Genomic DNA, 15004 nt, shown 5'->3' on the forward strand with positions numbered 1-15004 from the left:
CTGTTTTCCGGTCGCGCCTTGTGCCATTCCATCGCCGGAAAAAAAAACCCGCCGGATGGCGGGTTTTGCGGACCGAAGCGCGAGTGCTTCTGGCGTATTACTTCTTCTCTTCGTCGGCAGCGGCTTCGTCTGCGGAAACCTGGCCGGCCGGAACGGTCGCGATGGCGATCGTCGGATTTTCTTCCTGGCCGTGCTGAACGGCGGTCACGCCTGCGGGCAGGGTGATGTCGGACAGGTGGACGGATGCGCCGGCCTCGACCTTGGACAGGTCGACTTCAACGAATTCCGGCAGCTGGCCGGGCAGGCAGCTGATGTCCAGTTCGGTCATCACGTGGCTGATGATCGCGCCGCCGAGCTTGACGGCCGGGGATACGTCAGCGTTCACGAAGTGCAGGGGCACCTTGACGTGGATCTTCTGGTTGGCATCGACGCGCTGGAAATCGACGTGCATCACGAGCTGCTTGAACGCGTGCAGCTGGAAGTCGCGCAGCAGGACCTTTTCCACCTTGCCTTCGACATCCATGTCGAGGATGGAGGAGTGGAAGGCTTCCTTCTTCAGCGCGTGGTACAGCGCGTTGTGATCGAGAGCGATGGCGACCGGCGCGGTGCTGCCGCCGTAGATGATGCCGGGGGTTTGGCCTGCATTGCGCAGGCGGCGGCTCGCTCCGGACCCCTGCTCATTGCGTGGGAATGCAACTACTTTCATGGTATTGCTCCAAAAATGGCACTAGGCCTGGTGAAGCCCCCCGCGACCAGGGGACATGGAAAACCCTCGCCTGGGCGAGGGTGAATGAATTCGAATGCTTGAATGCTTCAGTCGGCAAACAGCGAGCTGACCGAATCGCCCTTGGTGATGCGCTTGAAGGTTTCGGCCAGCAGTCCCGCGGAAGTCAGCTGGCGGATCTTGGGGCAGGCGCGCGCCGCGGTGCTCAGCGGGATGGTGTCGGTGACGACCAGTTCGTCCAGCGGCGACGTGGCGATGCGCTCGATGGCCGGGCCCGACAACACCGGGTGCGTACAGTAGGCGACGACCTTCTTCGCGCCGCGCTCCTTCAGCACCTCGGCCGCCTTGGTCAGCGTGCCGGCGGTATCGACCATGTCGTCCATGATCACGCAATTGCGGCCTTCCACGTCGCCGATGATGTGCATCACCTCGGACACGTTGGCCTTGGGACGGCGCTTGTCGATGATCGCCAGGTCGCAGTTCAGACGCTTTGCCAGCGCACGGGCACGCACCACGCCGCCGACGTCAGGCGACACCACGAGCAGGTCGTCATAGCGCTTTTCGACGAGGTCGCTCAGCAGGATGGGCGAGGCATAAATGTTGTCCACGGGAATGTCGAAGAAGCCCTGGATCTGGTCGGCGTGCAGGTCCATGATCAGGACGCGTTCGACGCCGGCCTGCTGCAGCATGTTGGCGACGACCTTCGCCGAGATTGCGACGCGGGCGGAACGCGGGCGGCGGTCCTGGCGGGCATAGCCGAAATAGGGGATGGCGGCGGTGATGCGTCCGGCCGATGCGCGCTTGAGGGCATCGACCATGAGCATGATTTCCATCAGGTTGTCGTTGGTCGGCGCGCAGGTCGATTGCAGGACGAAGACATCCTTGCCGCGCACGTTTTCATTGATTTCAACCATGACTTCGCCGTCGGAGAACTTGGAGACGACGGCCTTGCCGAGGGGAATGCCGAGCTGCTTGACGACTCCAGCGGCCAGCTCCGGGTTTGCGTTGCCGGTAAAGACCATCAGGTTTTCAAGCGCCATGGGACACCTAGATCGAGCAGAGTAGAAAATGGAGTGAAGAATTTGAAAAGCCGCCAAAACATGACTCTTCGTCTTGCGTTGGCGGCTTGTCAGTGCTTCTTCTGTTTTAATGGCAGGGGAACAAGGATTCGAACCTTGGAATGCCGGAATCAAAATCCGGTGCCTTAACCAACTTGGCGATTCCCCTACGCAACCTGTTGTCTGATGTCACGGAAGCTGCGACATCGAACGAATTCCGGTTACGACTCCAGCAAGTGCGAGAGCGGATGCCGCTCTATCGCCTTGGCTTTCCAGGCTTTCCAATGCGCCTGTCTCGAGCGACGCATTGCTGCAAGAACCTCGTCGGCATCATGTTCGTGTTCGAAAGCACAAAACACGCATGCGCCTGATCCGGTCATTCTTGCATCGCCGTATTGACTCAGCCATTCAATGGCGTCGGCAATGGGCGGAAACAACCTGCATGCCACGACCTGGAGGTCGTTCTTTCCAAAGGCATTGGGTGCCTCAGGAAAGTCCGTTATTCTGACGGCTTTCGTATCCCTTGTCAAATCCGGAGCGGAAAAAATTGCGGCGGTCGGCGCCGCCACGCCGGGTTCGATGACGACATACCAGCAGGCCGGCGTGCGGATGGGCGCAAGGGCCTCGCCCACGCCTTCGGCGAAGGCGTTTTCGCCGAAGATGAAGAAGGGGACGTCCGCCCCCAGCCGCAGGCCGAGCGCCATCAGTTCGGCGCGCGACAATCCGGTGTTCCAGAGATGGTTCAGGACGATCAGGGTGGTCGCGGCGTCGGACGATCCGCCGCCCAGGCCGCCGCCCATGGGCAGGCGCTTGCGGACCGTGATGTCCGCACCGAGCGCCGTGCCGCGATGCGCCTGCAGCAGCCGGGCGGCGCGCACCACGAGGTCGCTGTCCTGGGGCACGCCGGGGATGTCGTTGCGCCTGGCAACCACGCCGTCCTCGCGCACCGTGAAATCCAGGGAATCGCCCGCGTCCAGCAGCTGGAACACGGTTTGCAGCAGGTGGTAGCCATCCTCGCGGCGGCCGGTCACGTGCAGGAAGAGGTTCAGCTTGGCGGGGGCGGGACAGTCGTTCAGCGAGGTTGCCATGTGTCGATCACGATGCGGATGGAGACGTCGCCCGCCTGCGCGGTGCGTCGCGCGAGGTCGATGCGGCGCGGATGCGGCGGCTCGCCGCCCTCTGCGTCGGACCAGGCGGGATAGCGCAGCTCCCATCCGTCCCGGGTCACGATGTCCTGGGCGGCGGGCGTGGCGATGACATTCGTGCCGTCGCGCGCGGCGGCGAAGCCTTGCAGCCAGTCGCGCAGGCCGGCGACCGGCAGCGGCCAGCCCAGCGTTTCGGCGGTCAGGGTGTCGACGTCGGCGGCGCTGCGCAATGGCTGGCCGCTTTGCGCAAGCGTGGCACCGGAAGGGCCGGCGGTGATGACGGCGAGCGTTTGTCCGAGCGGCGAGAGCAGGGTGACGGTGGTGGTGCCGCCCGACTGCGACCAGGCAAAGCTGCCATGCAGGGCTTCTTCCTTGCTGTTGCCCTGGTAGCGCAGCGAAAGGCGCCCGCCGATGTCGATGGCTTCGCGGTAGGGGCGCCCGGCTTGCGCGGCCGTCGAGGATGGCGCGCCGGACGGAACGGGGGACAGCGCGGCGCAGGCGGACAGCATCACGCACAGCGCCGCGCAGGCGGCGCGGCGGATTGCTTGACGGGTCATAGGCTGACGTTGAGGCGCGCCAGCGTGCTCTTCAGCGTATCGTTTTGCGGATCCTTCGATTGCGCGTCGCGCCAGAGCTTCTGGGCATCCGCCTTCTGTCCCTTGCTCCAGAGTACTTCGCCGAGGTGAACGGCGATTTCCGGATCGGGCCGCAGGTCATAGGCCTGGCGCAGGACGGATTCGGCTTCCTTGAGCTTGCCCATGCGGAAATGGACCCATCCCATGCTGTCGAGGATGTAGGGATCGTCCGGGGCCAGGGAGAGGGCTTTCTCGATCAGGGTCCTGGCTTCGTCGAGGCGGATGTTGCGCTCGGCCAGCGAATAGCCCAGGGCATTGTAGGCATGCTGGTTGTCCGGCGCGAGTTCCATCACCTTGCGCAGCGACGCTTCCATGATGTCGAGCTGGTTGGCCTTTTCCGCGACCATCGCGTAGTCGTAGAGGAGGTCGGTGTTCTTGGGATGCAGGCGGACCGCTTCCTTGAGCACGGCCATGGCTTCCTGCAGCTTGCCGTTGTCGCGCAGGAGCTGGGCGTCGGCAAGGATGATCTGGGTTTCCTCGCGTTCGCCGCTCACCTGCACCTCTTGCAGCAGCTTGCGGGCGCCGGCGAGGTCGCCGCGCTTGGCGATGACCTGGGCCCGCTTGACCTGCGCGCCGATGTAGGCTTCGCCGGGCTCGATCTGGGCAAGCCACTTGAGCACCGCCTCGGTGTCCTTGCGCTCTTCGGCGAGCTGGGCCAGCAGCAGCAGGGCCTGGGACGGATCGCGTTCCTCGTCGGGATTGGCCTGCAGGGTCTTGAGGTAGGTGGTGAGGTATTTTTCCGCGGCCGGCACGTCGTTGATCTGGGCGCTCAGCACGCCGAGCGCGTAAAGCACCGTGAGGTCGTCGGGCTGGTCCTTGAGGAGGTTGGCGAATTCGTTGCGCGCCTTGGTGAATTCCTTCTGCTCGACCAGCATGCGCGCGTGGGCCATGCGCACGTCGCGCGCCTTCGGATGCCGCGAGAGGAAGTCGGTGAGGAAACGGTCGGCATCGCGCTTGTCGGTCGCCACCTGCGCCATGGTGAGCGCGGCGATCTCGGAGTCGGGCTTGATGCGCAACGCTTCCCGCACTTCGGCGCGGGCGCGTTCCGGGTCGCCCTTGCCAAGGGCGGCCTGCGCCAGGGCAAGGTGGCTCTCGGCCAGGTCGGAATACGGCGCAAGCACGTCTTCCAGCAACTTGAAGGCGGCGACCTTGTCCTTGGCGCGCGCCAGCAGGCGCTGCACCTGGAAGGCGAGCAGGGCGCGGGTCTGCGGACGGGCTTCCTGCAGGCGCTGCTCGAGGATGGGTTTTGCCTCGGCAACGTTGTCGCCGATCACCAGGAAGCTCAGGAGATACTGGGTTGCTTCGTCGGAGTGAGGCGCGAGGTTGCGCCACAGGCGCACGGCGCGGAGCGATTCCTCGGGCTGCTTGGCCGCGAGGGCGATTTCCGCGGCGCGGCGGGCCAGGCGCGGATCGCGCGTCTGCTGGGAAAGCGTGATCAGGGTGACGTAGGCTGTCTGCCAGTCGCCGCGCTGGTAGGCGAATTCGGAGGCCAGCAGCTTGTACATCAGGTCTTCGGTCATGTCGACCGCGGGCAGGGCATCTTCCGCCTTGGCGTCGGCGGTGGATCCCGCAGTTCCCGAGGAGGAGGTGCCCGAGGCTCTTGCCGATGCCGGCTTGGCGGCAGGACGGGAAGCGGGCTTGGCAGGGGTCCCGGCCGCGTCGCCGGCATCGGCGACCGCGCTGCCGTTCATGGCCGGCAGGGCGGACTGCGCCGGCCAGTTCGCGCATGCCGACAAGACGATCGGCAAGGTTACAATAAGAAGAGCGTTCTTCAAGGGATATCCTAAGGCCCGGGAGACGAGCGATGTAATCAGCATCAGATAAGCAGCAAATCAGCGATTTTCCATTCTACGCCCAACCGCGGCGGTATGCGCGCAGGTAACCTCAGGCTACGCCGCTGCATCCCGATTGTCTTGTTTTCAAGCAAAAACCCATCGTTGCCATGCCAGAATTGCCAGAAGTCGAAGTCACCCGGCGCGGTGTCGCGCCCCATCTCGAAGGCCAGGTGGTGACAAATATTGCATTGCGGCACAGCGGCCTGCGCTGGCCCTTCCCGGACCGGCTGCATGAACTGCTCGCCGGCCGCACCATCCGTGCCACGCACCGCCGCGGGAAATACCTGCTGGTGCGCTTCGACCATGGCACGCTGATCATCCACCTCGGCATGTCGGGCCACCTGCGCATCCTGCCGGCTGCGACGCCGCCGCAAAAGCATGATCATTTCGACATGCAGCTGGGCGGCCAGGTGCTGCGCATGACCGATCCGCGCCGCTTCGGCGCCGTCCTGTGGCATGCCGGCGAAGACGGCCAGGTCGAGGAACACATGCTGCTGCGCGGCCTCGGCGTCGAGCCGCTCGAGGACGGATTCAGCGGCGCGCTCCTGTATCGCATGACGCGCAAGCGCAGCGCCGCCATCAAGCAGGTGTTGCTCATGGGAGACATCGTGGTAGGCGTCGGAAACATCTACGCTTCCGAGAGCCTGTTCAAGGCGGGCATCAATCCAAAGACCCCCGCCAACCGGATCAGCCTCGCGCGCTACGAACGCCTCGCGGCGGCGATACGCGAGACGCTGCAAGCCGCCATCGAGAAAGGCGGCAGCACGCTGCGGGATTTCATGGGGGTGGATGGACAGTCGGGTTACTTCCAGCAAACCTACTTCGTCTACGACCGGACGGGCGAACCCTGCCGCATCTGCGCCTCCCCGGTGCGGCAGATCGTGCAAGGCCAGCGCTCCACTTTTTACTGCGTAAATTGTCAAAAGTGACCGCCGGTGCTAGATTCGGGATAGTGCACCGAGGAAACGGGGAAATCGTGAGCAATCTGGTTCAACAGTTCGAGCAGTACAGCAACTGGCGCAATGGCGTGGCGGCTGCCCTCGAACGGTACCGCGCCTGGGTCGTGGCGTCCGATCTGACCGACGCGGCGACCGACCAGCGTTTCGCCCGCCTGCAGGCCAGGCTGGCCGACGACAAGCTGTCCATCGCCTTCGTGGCGGAATTTTCGCGAGGCAAGTCCGAGCTGATCAACGCCATCTTTTTCGCCGACTACGGCCAGCGCATCCTGCCGTCGTCCGCCGGACGCACAACGATGTGCCCGACCGAACTGCTCTACGACGAAACCTTTCCGCCATCGATCCGCCTGCTGCCTATCGAAACCCGCGCGCAGGCGCAATCCACCACCGATCTAAAGGAGCACAGCCACATCTGGACCGTGCTGCCGCTGGACATTTCCTCGCCCGAGGGCATGCTGGAAGCCTTCAAGCAGGTCAGCCTGACCAAGCGCGTGCCGGTGGACGAGGCGCGCAGCTACGGCCTGTACGACGACGAGGATCCGGACGTCGCCCAGTCGGTGGATGCTGACGGCCTGGTCGAGATCTCGCAATGGCGCCACGCCATCGTCAATTTCCCGCATCCCCTGCTCAAGCAGGGCCTGGTCATCATCGACACGCCGGGCCTCAACGCCATCGGCACCGAGCCGGAATTGACGCTCAACCTGATCCCGAACGCGAATGCCGTGCTGTTCATCCTTGCCGCCGACACCGGCGTGACCAAGAGCGACATCGAGGTATGGCGCAACCACATCGGCACCGGCAGCGGACGCATGGTGGTGATGAACAAGATCGACAGCATGTGGGACGAGCTGCGTACGCCGGACGAGGTGGAGCAGCAGATCGCGGCGCAGGCCGCGAGCGTGGCGCAGATCCTCAATCTCGACGCGTCGCAGGTGTTTCCGGTGTCGGCCCAGAAGGGCCTGGTGGCGAAGGTCAACCACGATCCGGCGCTGCTGGCCAAGAGCCGGCTGCCGAGTCTCGAAAGCGCCCTGTCCGACGAACTGATTCCAAGCAAGCAGGACATCATCCGAGACCAGATCGCTTCCGACATCGACGAACTCATCACCGGCAAGCAGGCCCTGCTGGCCGCGCGCGGACGCAACGTGGTCGAGCAGCTGCTCGAGCTGCGCAGCCTGCGCGGCAAGAACAAGAACATCATCGAGCACATGATGAAGCGGGTGGACATCGAGAAGAGGGATTTCGATGAAAGCCTGGTCAAGCTGCAGGGCACGCGCGCCGTCTTCACGCGGCTGTCCACGGAAGTCTTCACCAGCCTCGGCATGGGTATCCTGAAGGAAGAAATCCGCAAGACTCGTGACGCGATGGAGAGCAGCAAGTTTTCCAGCGGCCTGCGCGCGGCGGTCAAGAACTTCTTCGACCATGTGCGCGGCAATCTCAACGAATCCAGCCAGAAGACCGAGGAAATCACGTCCATGATGGGCGTGATGTACCGGAAATTCTCGACGGAGCACGGACTCGCGCTGTCGACGCCCATGCCGTTCTCGCTCGACAAGTATCTGAAGGAAATCGATCTCATCGAAGCGGTCTACCACAAGCAGTTCGGCACCGCGGCTATCCTGACCACGCCGCAGGTGGTCTTGATGAGCAAGTTCTTCGATTCCATCGCATCGCGCGTCAAGCAAAGCTTCCTGCAGGCCAATCGTGACGTGGAAGCCTGGCTGAAGGTAGTGATGGCGCCGCTGGAAGCGCAGATCTGGGAGCATCGCTCGCAGCTGAAGAAGCGCCGCCAGTCGATCGAACGCATCCACAGCGCCACCGATGAACTGGATGACAAGCTTGCACTGCTCGAAGAGATGCAGGCGGAGATCGAGCAGCAGAAGGCGGCGCTGGCCCGGCTCCAGGCGGAGCTTTCCGGCGCCATCAGTTCCGAACTCGCCGTCCTGAAGGCGGCTGCATGACGGCAGGCCTTGCAATGGGCCTGGCGTCATCTTGAATTGAAGCCAGGTTCATGAAGCGTGTTGCCGGCAAGCCGGCCGTTTCCGCTGGCGCGGAAGCGGATTTCCGCGATCCCACATTTTCCGAGGACGTCATCCATTGGCAGAAGCGCCATGGCCGGCATGCGCTGCCATGGCAGAACACGGATGACGCCTACCGCATCTGGCTGTCGGAAATCATGTTGCAGCAAACCCAGGTCGCGGCCGTGATTCCGTACTACGAGCGCTTCCTCGAACGCTTCCCCGACGTGCGCGCGCTCGCGCAGGCATCCCAGGACGAGGTCATGGCCTACTGGAGCGGCCTGGGCTATTACAGCCGGGCGCGCAACCTGCATCGCTGCGCGCAGCGGGTGGTCCAGGAATACGGCGGCGTCTTTCCCGCCGAACCGGCATTGCTCGCCGACCTTCCCGGCATCGGCAGGTCGACCGCGGCGGCGATCACGGCGTTCGCGAACGGTACCCGGGCGGCCATCCTGGATGGCAACGTGAAGCGGGTATTCTGCCGCGTGTTCGGCGTCGAGGGCGATCCGGGCACGAAGCCGGTCGAGGACATGCTGTGGAAGCGGGCCGAAGCCTTGCTGCCGCAATCCGGCATGCAAGCCTATACCCAGGGCTTGATGGATCTCGGCGCCACGGTGTGCGTGCGCGGCAATCCGCTCTGCAGCGCGTGTCCGCTGGCCGCGCGCTGCGTCGCCCTCGCGACCGGACGGACCCGCGAGCTTCCGCACCGCAAGCCGAAGAAGGCCGTGCCGGAGAAGCATGCATCCATGCTGGTCATCGTTTCCGGCGGCGACATCCTGCTGGAGCAGCGGCCGGACAGCGGCATCTGGGGCGGCCTGCTGTCGCTGCCGGAAATGCCGTCGCTGCACCAGGTGGAATCGCGGGCGGAATTCGAGGCGCTGGCGGCGGAGGCCGCAACGGCATACGGCCGCGTCTCCCGGGTGCAGGCGCTGCCCGCCTTTACCCATGTGTTCACGCATTTCAAGCTGCACGTGATGCCGGTACGGGTGGATGTGTCGCGGCCGAGCACCGATGCAGCCTTGCCACCGGGCGCGGCCTGGCATCCGGTGACGTCGCTCGCCAATGCGGCCTTGCCGGCGCCGGTAAAGAAGCTGTTGCTGGCCTTGTTCGGCGCGCCGGACCTGCTATCCGGCCTGTGATGCCGCAGCCAGTCCGCAATCCGCCGCTAGCGGGGTAGGCGGGGTCAGCTTTCCAGCCACTCCACGCGGTTCCTTCCCAGCTGCTTCGCCTGGTAGAGCGCGGAATCGGCGCGGGACATCAAGTCTTCGATCTTTTCGCCGGGGCGGTATTGGGCCACGCCGATGGACAGGGATATGTGCTTCTGGGTGAGCACCTTCTGGAAATCGAGGAAGTGCGCATAGACGCGCAGACGCTCCGCATGCATCACCGCGCCCTTGAGGTCGGTGTTCTTGAGCAGCAGCAGGAATTCGTCGCCGCCATACCGGCCAAGCATGTCGCTGTCGCGGATGCTGTTGCTTGCCACCTTCGAGAATTCCTTGAGGATGGTGTCGCCCGCCAGGTGGCCGTTGTTGTCGTTGATTTCCTTGAAGCGGTCGATGTCGATCACGCACAGGCAGAAGGGCACGTTCTCGGCATTCGCCTGCAACCGCGCCTGCTCGAGCTCGGACTTGATGTGGCGCCGGTTGTAGAGGCCGGTCAGGTCGTCGCGCACGGATTTTTCTTCGTAGTGCTCGAGCTGGTAGCGGGTGGCGCTGAGGAGCTGGCGCAGGTTCTGCACCTGCTTTCCAAGGAGAATCATGCCTGGCAGGCTGAGGCTGAGCACGAACCACTGCAGCAGGTCGGCTTCGAAGGCCGCGCCGTATTGTTCCTTCTGCCCGCGCACGAGGATGATGCCGAGGTAGCACAGCAGGCAGCCGGCCGCATGCAGGATCAGCATCCGCGTCGACTGGCGGAACATGCCGAAGGAAAAGGCGATGAGGATGAATGGAACCAGGGCCGGCTGGGTAGCGCGCTCCAGGTAGGCGACCACGAGCATGAGCAGTACGACCGCGATGATCTGCGGCGAGGTCATGGTTGGATCGGTGAAACGGGTGTGCAGGGTCAGCCGGAAGGCGGCATAGAAGCCGGCGACTAGGAAGATGGCGGTGCCGCAGGCGGCGGCCAGGGTCGTCGTGGCGAGGTAGCCGAGCTGGTGGAAGATGAACAGGCTGAGCGAATACAACGACAGCACCACGCTGACCGGCGCGATCTGGGGCGCGCGCGACAGCTTGGCGTGCCGGCGCCGGTTCAGTGCCTCCGGCCGTGAAGTCGACCGCAAGGGCTCGCGTGCATTGTCCAGCAACATACGATGGTCTGCTTCAATCAAGGCCGAGGATGGATGGAAATCCCGGCAAGCCGGGGACCACTATTTATCCTATAGCTGCCTCGCAGACATCTTGCGCGCTGACAAATGTTGATGAGATTAAAGCGGTGAAAGCGGGTCTGACTCGAACATTGACGAACGTACAGCCATGCTTATTCGATGATCCGGTGCTGTTTCAGGAACTGATGCACCACGGAAAGACGAGCTTCCGCGTCTTCCAGTTCGAGCAGCTTCTGCTTGGCCTTCAAGGGAATGGGCAGGATCTCGCACCAGCGATTGGCCACCCAGCTTGCGCTGTCCAAGCGGAAGGGCCGGGAGAACGGGCTGATGAAGCCGTCGCCCTCTTCGGCCCGGCCCTTGGCCTCGACATCCTCGATGACAAGCTTGAGCGTTTTCGCGCATTCGAGGTGAAGCTCGCCAACGGGACCGTCCTGGTCGGCAGGAATCGTGCGGATGCGCGCTTCGAGCCGGTTGTCGGCGAGGACGCGGGTTTCCTCGATCCGGAAGCGCTCGCCGCCCTCGGTCCGCAGCATCATCACGCCGAGGCTGGGCATGTCGACGTCGATGATGCGCGCCAGGCATCCCGCATCTTCCGGTACCGCCGGCGTGCCGACCTCTTGCCCCGACTTGATCAGGACCACGCCAAAGGGCGCGTCGGTCTTCATGCATTCGCGGACCATGTCGATGTAGCGGGTCTCGAAGACCTTGAGCGGCAGGACGCCGGCCGGGAACAGCACGGTCTTGAGCGGGAAGAGGGGAATCCAGGCGTCGGTGGGCGGCATGGCGGGTTCTAGTCAAGCTCGCGGTGCCGCAGGAGCACGCGTTCGCTGGTGCGGAAATGTTTCGACAACTGCTCGACCATGTACACCGAACGGTGCTGGCCGCCGGTGCATCCGACGGCGATGGTGAGGTAGCTGCGGTTGTCGTTCTTGAATGCCGGCAACCACTTCTCGACGAAATTGCGGATGTCGGCCAGCAGTTCGGCGACCTGCGCCTGGGCGCTCAGGAAATTGATGACCGGCTCGTCACGGCCGTTGAACGGGCGCAGGCTGAGGTCATAGTAAGGGTTGGGCAGGACGCGCACGTCGAACACCAGGTCGGCATCGAGCGGCACGCCGTACTTGAAGGCGAAGGATTCGAACAGCAGCGTCAGGGGCGTGCGCTCCGACTGCACCAGGTCCTTGATCCAGGCGCGCAGCTTGTTCGCCGACAGGCCGGAGGTGTCGATCGCATGCGCAAGCTCCTCGATCGGCGCAAGCATTTCGCGCTCGCGCAGGATGCATTCGGTCAGGGTAGGGAGTTCCTCGTCGGGCTGGTCGGGCCGGGTGCGGTGCGACAGCGGATGGCTGCGGCGGGTCTCGGAAAAACGCGCGATCAGCGACTCGGTCTTTGCGGTCAGGAACAGGACCTTGATGTCGAGGCCTTCCTGGCGCAGCGACTGGATGTCGGCCGGCAGCGTGGCGAGGGAAGCGGCGCTGCGCGCGTCCATCGCGACGGCCACCGAGTCGGCGCCTTCCTCGAGCCGCGTGGCGACGAGCTGGCGCAAGAGCTTCGGCGGGAGGTTGTCGACGCAGTAATAGCCGGCGTCTTCGAGCGCATTGAGCGCGACGGATTTTCCAGAGCCGGAGATGCCGGTGATGAGGATGATTCGCATCCGGGTATCATACCGCAAGAGCGGTGGGGGCCGCCTTCTCAGTCGCTTCCCATTGCCTTCTGCTGACGCTCCATGAATTCCTTGAGCGTATCGATGCCCCGCAACTGCAGGATGGTGTTGCGCACCGCGGCTTCGAGCAGCACCGCGAGGTTGCGGCCCGCTTCGACGGGAATGATGACCTTGCGCACCGCCATTCCGAGCACTTCCTCGAACTGCGAATGCAGCGGCAGCCGCTCGTAGTTTTCTTCCAGCGTCTTGCGCCGCACGAGATGGACGATGAGCTTGAGCCGCATCTTGCGGCGCACGGCGGTCTCGCCGAAGATGGTCTTGATGTCGAGCAGGCCGAGGCCGCGCACTTCCAGCAGGTTCTGCAGCAGGGGCGGGCAGCGGCCTTCGATCATGTTGGGCGCGATGCGGGAGAACTCCACCGCGTCATCGGCCACGAGGCCGTGGTTGCGCGAGATCAGTTCGAGGCCAAGCTCGCTCTTGCCCAGCCCCGATTCGCCGGTGATCAGCACGCCGACGCCGAGCACGTCCATGAACACGCCATGCATGGTGATGCGCTGGGCGAGTTCCTTGGACAGGTAGACCCGCAGGTAGTCGATGACCTGCGCCGCCGGCAGTGGCGTGGAAAACAGCGGAATGTTCTTTTCGTCGCAGATCGAGAGGATGTAGGGCGGCGTTTCCAGGCCCTGCGCGATGATGAAGGCCGGCGGTTCGCCGTTGACGAGTTCCTCCGTCTGGAACTTGCGGGAGGCGGGAGACAGCCGGTTGTAGTACTCGATTTCCTGGTGGCCGAAGACTTGCAGGCGGCCCGGATGGATGAGGTTGAGGTGGCCGACCTGGTCGGCCGCGGACGTGGCGTCGCCGGAGATGCGGCGTTCTCCGCCGGGGAAGCCGGCGAACCAGCCTAGCTGCAGCGCTTCCCGCGTATCGTCATAGAGTTGCTGGATCGTGAGGTGGGTAGCGATGGGCATGGATGGCAATCAGGGAAGGGCGACGACGCATTCCCTGATTATGCATGCACGCTCGGCTGCCATGCAATGATGCGCGCGTGGACGGAGGCGGCGTCGTTGTCCGAGGAGAGCGCATTGCGGAAATTCTCGTCCGAGAACATCTCGGCGATCTCCGACAGGATTTCCAGGTGCTGCTGGGTGACCTGGTCGGGAATGAGCAGGAATACCAGCAGCTTCACGGGCTGGCCGTCCGGCGATTCGAAAGGAATGGGTTCGAGCAGGCGCACGAAGGCGGCGAGCGGCGCCTTGAGGCCCTTGATGCGGCCGTGCGGCACGGCGACGGCATGGCCTAGGCCGGTGGAGCCAAGGCGTTCGCGTGCGAACAGGTTGTCGGACACGACGGAGCGCGCAATGCCGCAATTGTTCTCGAAGATCAGCCCGGCCTGCTCGAACGCGCGCTTCTTGCTCGAGACTTCAAGGTCAAGCACGACATTTTGGAGCGGCAGGATTTTGGCTAGATTGGTCATGTTGCGAAGCTATGATGCAATGCACAATAAGTGCGTACGAGACGAATTATAGGCCTCTTTCCAGGATGCGCAATGCTATTAGATAGCCGCAGGCAACATGGTTGTATTGATGAAGAGCAGGCATTTGTAATGTGTATTGCAAATGCCCTGCCCGCCAAACGCATTCCGTCCGGTTGGACAGGATTTCTCGCCTGAAGTTTCTGCCTGGAATATCCTCGCGGCATCTTTCTTCGGCAAGCCTCACTGGCGCGCGTTGCGCAGGTTGGACGGCCGCTGCCCACTGGTGAAGTTGGAACGCCACGGATTGATGTCGAGGCCGCCGCGGCGCGTGTAGCGGGCATAAATGGCAAGCTTGTTGGGCTGGCACTGGCGCAGGATGTCCATGAAGATGCGTTCGACGCACTGCTCGTGGAATTCATCATGGTCGCGGAAGCCGATCAGGTAGCGCAGCAAACCCTCCTGGTCGATTTGCGGACCGACATAGCGGATCTGCACGCTGCCCCAGTCCGGCTGGCCGGTCACCAGGCAATTCGACTTCAGCAGGTGCGACACCAGCGTCTCCTCGACGATGGGCGACTCGCGGTCGGCGCGCAGCAGCGCCGCGTCGGGCCGGTAGGAATCGACCTCGATGTCGAGGCGGTCGAGCAGCAAGCCCTCGAGTTCGCCGAACTGCATGCCGCCGAACTGGTCGGGAGCGACGAGCCTGACCTGCACCGGCGCGCCGAAACCGTCGGACAGGTCGTGGCGCAGTACTTCCGCCAGCGCTTCCGGGCTGGCGAGCCGGGTCTGGTTGAACGAGTTGAGGTAGAGCTTGAACGATTTCGACTCGATGATGTTGGGCGAATCGGCCGGCACGGTAAAGGTAGCGATCGCAACCTGCGGCTTGCCGCGGGCGTTCAGCCAGGAGACTTCATAGGCGTTCCAGATGTCCACGCCGAAGAAGGGCAGGGTGCCGCTCACGCCGATCTCGTCGCGCTTGGGCTGGCGCGCGATCGGAAACAGCAGAGAGGGCGCGTATTCCGCCTCGTAGGCCGCCGGCTTGCCGAGCGGCGAGTGTTCAGGAAGATTCGATGTGCTCATGTGAGGATGATGGATAGACAGGCTTCGTGCCGCGAGGAAAGAAACGAGGGTGGGGCGGCATGCCGGGACATGGCCAACATGGGCACGCCATCGTCC

Annotated in this window: 14 protein-coding genes and 1 tRNA gene; 3 read left to right on the forward strand and 12 right to left on the reverse strand. The window is 63.7% G+C overall.

Features of this window, described 5'->3' with window-relative positions; all coding sequences use genetic code 11:
* Positions 1-97: 97 nt before the first annotated feature.
* The 6 genes from G3574_RS24920 to G3574_RS24945 all read right to left on the reverse strand — a co-directional run bounded on the left by G3574_RS24920 (position 98) and on the right by G3574_RS24945 (position 5337).
* Entirely contained in the window at positions 98-706 is a 609-nt protein-coding gene (locus tag G3574_RS24920; RefSeq protein WP_163968265.1) for a 50S ribosomal protein L25/general stress protein Ctc, read from the reverse strand.
* A gap of 107 nt (positions 707-813) precedes the next feature.
* Positions 814-1764, reverse strand: a complete 951-nt coding sequence (locus tag G3574_RS24925) for a ribose-phosphate pyrophosphokinase (RefSeq protein ID WP_163968266.1) — start codon at positions 1762-1764, stop codon at positions 814-816.
* Positions 1765-1874: 110 nt separating this feature from the next.
* Positions 1875-1951, reverse strand: a tRNA-Gln gene (locus G3574_RS24930).
* A gap of 52 nt (positions 1952-2003) precedes the next feature.
* Positions 2004-2870 (reverse strand): 4-(cytidine 5'-diphospho)-2-C-methyl-D-erythritol kinase, encoded by an 867-nt coding sequence (gene ispE, locus G3574_RS24935; RefSeq protein WP_163968267.1) that lies wholly within the window; start codon positions 2868-2870, stop codon positions 2004-2006.
* Positions 2855-3484, reverse strand: coding sequence for a lipoprotein insertase outer membrane protein LolB (lolB, locus tag G3574_RS24940; RefSeq protein ID WP_163968268.1), 630 nt, complete (start codon positions 3482-3484; stop codon positions 2855-2857). Before lolB ends, ispE begins: the two co-directional genes overlap by 16 nt.
* Positions 3481-5337 carry a tetratricopeptide repeat protein gene (locus G3574_RS24945; protein ID WP_163968269.1) on the reverse strand — a complete coding sequence of 619 codons (1857 nt, stop codon included), beginning with the start codon at positions 5335-5337 and terminating at the stop codon, positions 3481-3483. The genes lolB and G3574_RS24945 overlap by 4 nt, the downstream gene beginning before the upstream one ends.
* 167 nt (positions 5338-5504) lie before the next feature.
* Here G3574_RS24945 and mutM point away from each other — a divergent pair, with 167 nt between their 5' ends.
* Genes mutM through mutY form a run of 3 tightly spaced genes read left to right on the forward strand, consistent with a single transcriptional unit; the run spans position 5505 to position 9507 of the window.
* Positions 5505-6326: a bifunctional DNA-formamidopyrimidine glycosylase/DNA-(apurinic or apyrimidinic site) lyase gene (gene mutM, locus G3574_RS24950; protein ID WP_163968270.1), complete on the forward strand. Its 822-nt coding sequence runs from the start codon at positions 5505-5507 to the stop codon at positions 6324-6326.
* A gap of 47 nt (positions 6327-6373) precedes the next feature.
* Positions 6374-8311: a dynamin family protein gene (locus G3574_RS24955; protein ID WP_328804852.1), complete on the forward strand. Its 1938-nt coding sequence runs from the start codon at positions 6374-6376 to the stop codon at positions 8309-8311.
* Positions 8312-8361: 50 nt separating this feature from the next.
* Entirely contained in the window at positions 8362-9507 is a 1146-nt protein-coding gene (gene mutY / locus G3574_RS24960) for an A/G-specific adenine glycosylase (RefSeq protein ID WP_163968271.1), read from the forward strand.
* A gap of 44 nt (positions 9508-9551) precedes the next feature.
* Here mutY and G3574_RS24965 read toward each other — a convergent pair whose 3' ends face one another.
* From G3574_RS24965 to queF, 6 genes are all read right to left on the reverse strand, one after another.
* Complete coding sequence (locus tag G3574_RS24965) at positions 9552-10673, reverse strand: GGDEF domain-containing protein (protein WP_163968272.1); 1122 nt, start codon at positions 10671-10673, stop codon at positions 9552-9554.
* A gap of 170 nt (positions 10674-10843) precedes the next feature.
* Positions 10844-11473 (reverse strand): LON peptidase substrate-binding domain-containing protein, encoded by a 630-nt coding sequence (locus G3574_RS24970; RefSeq protein WP_163968273.1) that lies wholly within the window; start codon positions 11471-11473, stop codon positions 10844-10846.
* Positions 11474-11481: 8 nt separating this feature from the next.
* Positions 11482-12345, reverse strand: coding sequence for an RNase adapter RapZ (gene rapZ, locus G3574_RS24975; RefSeq protein WP_163968274.1), 864 nt, complete (start codon positions 12343-12345; stop codon positions 11482-11484).
* A gap of 38 nt (positions 12346-12383) precedes the next feature.
* Positions 12384-13322: an HPr(Ser) kinase/phosphatase gene (gene hprK, locus G3574_RS24980; protein ID WP_163968275.1), complete on the reverse strand. Its 939-nt coding sequence runs from the start codon at positions 13320-13322 to the stop codon at positions 12384-12386.
* 38 nt (positions 13323-13360) lie between these two features.
* A complete protein-coding gene (locus G3574_RS24985; protein WP_163968276.1) occupies positions 13361-13828 on the reverse strand; it encodes a PTS sugar transporter subunit IIA in 468 nt (155 codons plus the stop codon).
* 240 nt (positions 13829-14068) lie between these two features.
* On the reverse strand, positions 14069-14908 hold the full coding sequence (queF, locus tag G3574_RS24990) for an NADPH-dependent 7-cyano-7-deazaguanine reductase QueF (RefSeq protein WP_163968277.1): 840 nt from the start codon (positions 14906-14908) through the stop codon (positions 14069-14071).
* Between the last annotated feature and the right edge of the window lie 96 nt (positions 14909-15004).

It is taken from the genome of Noviherbaspirillum galbum, from assembly GCF_010974945.1.
Classification (GTDB): domain Bacteria; phylum Pseudomonadota; class Gammaproteobacteria; order Burkholderiales; family Burkholderiaceae_D; genus Noviherbaspirillum; species Noviherbaspirillum galbum.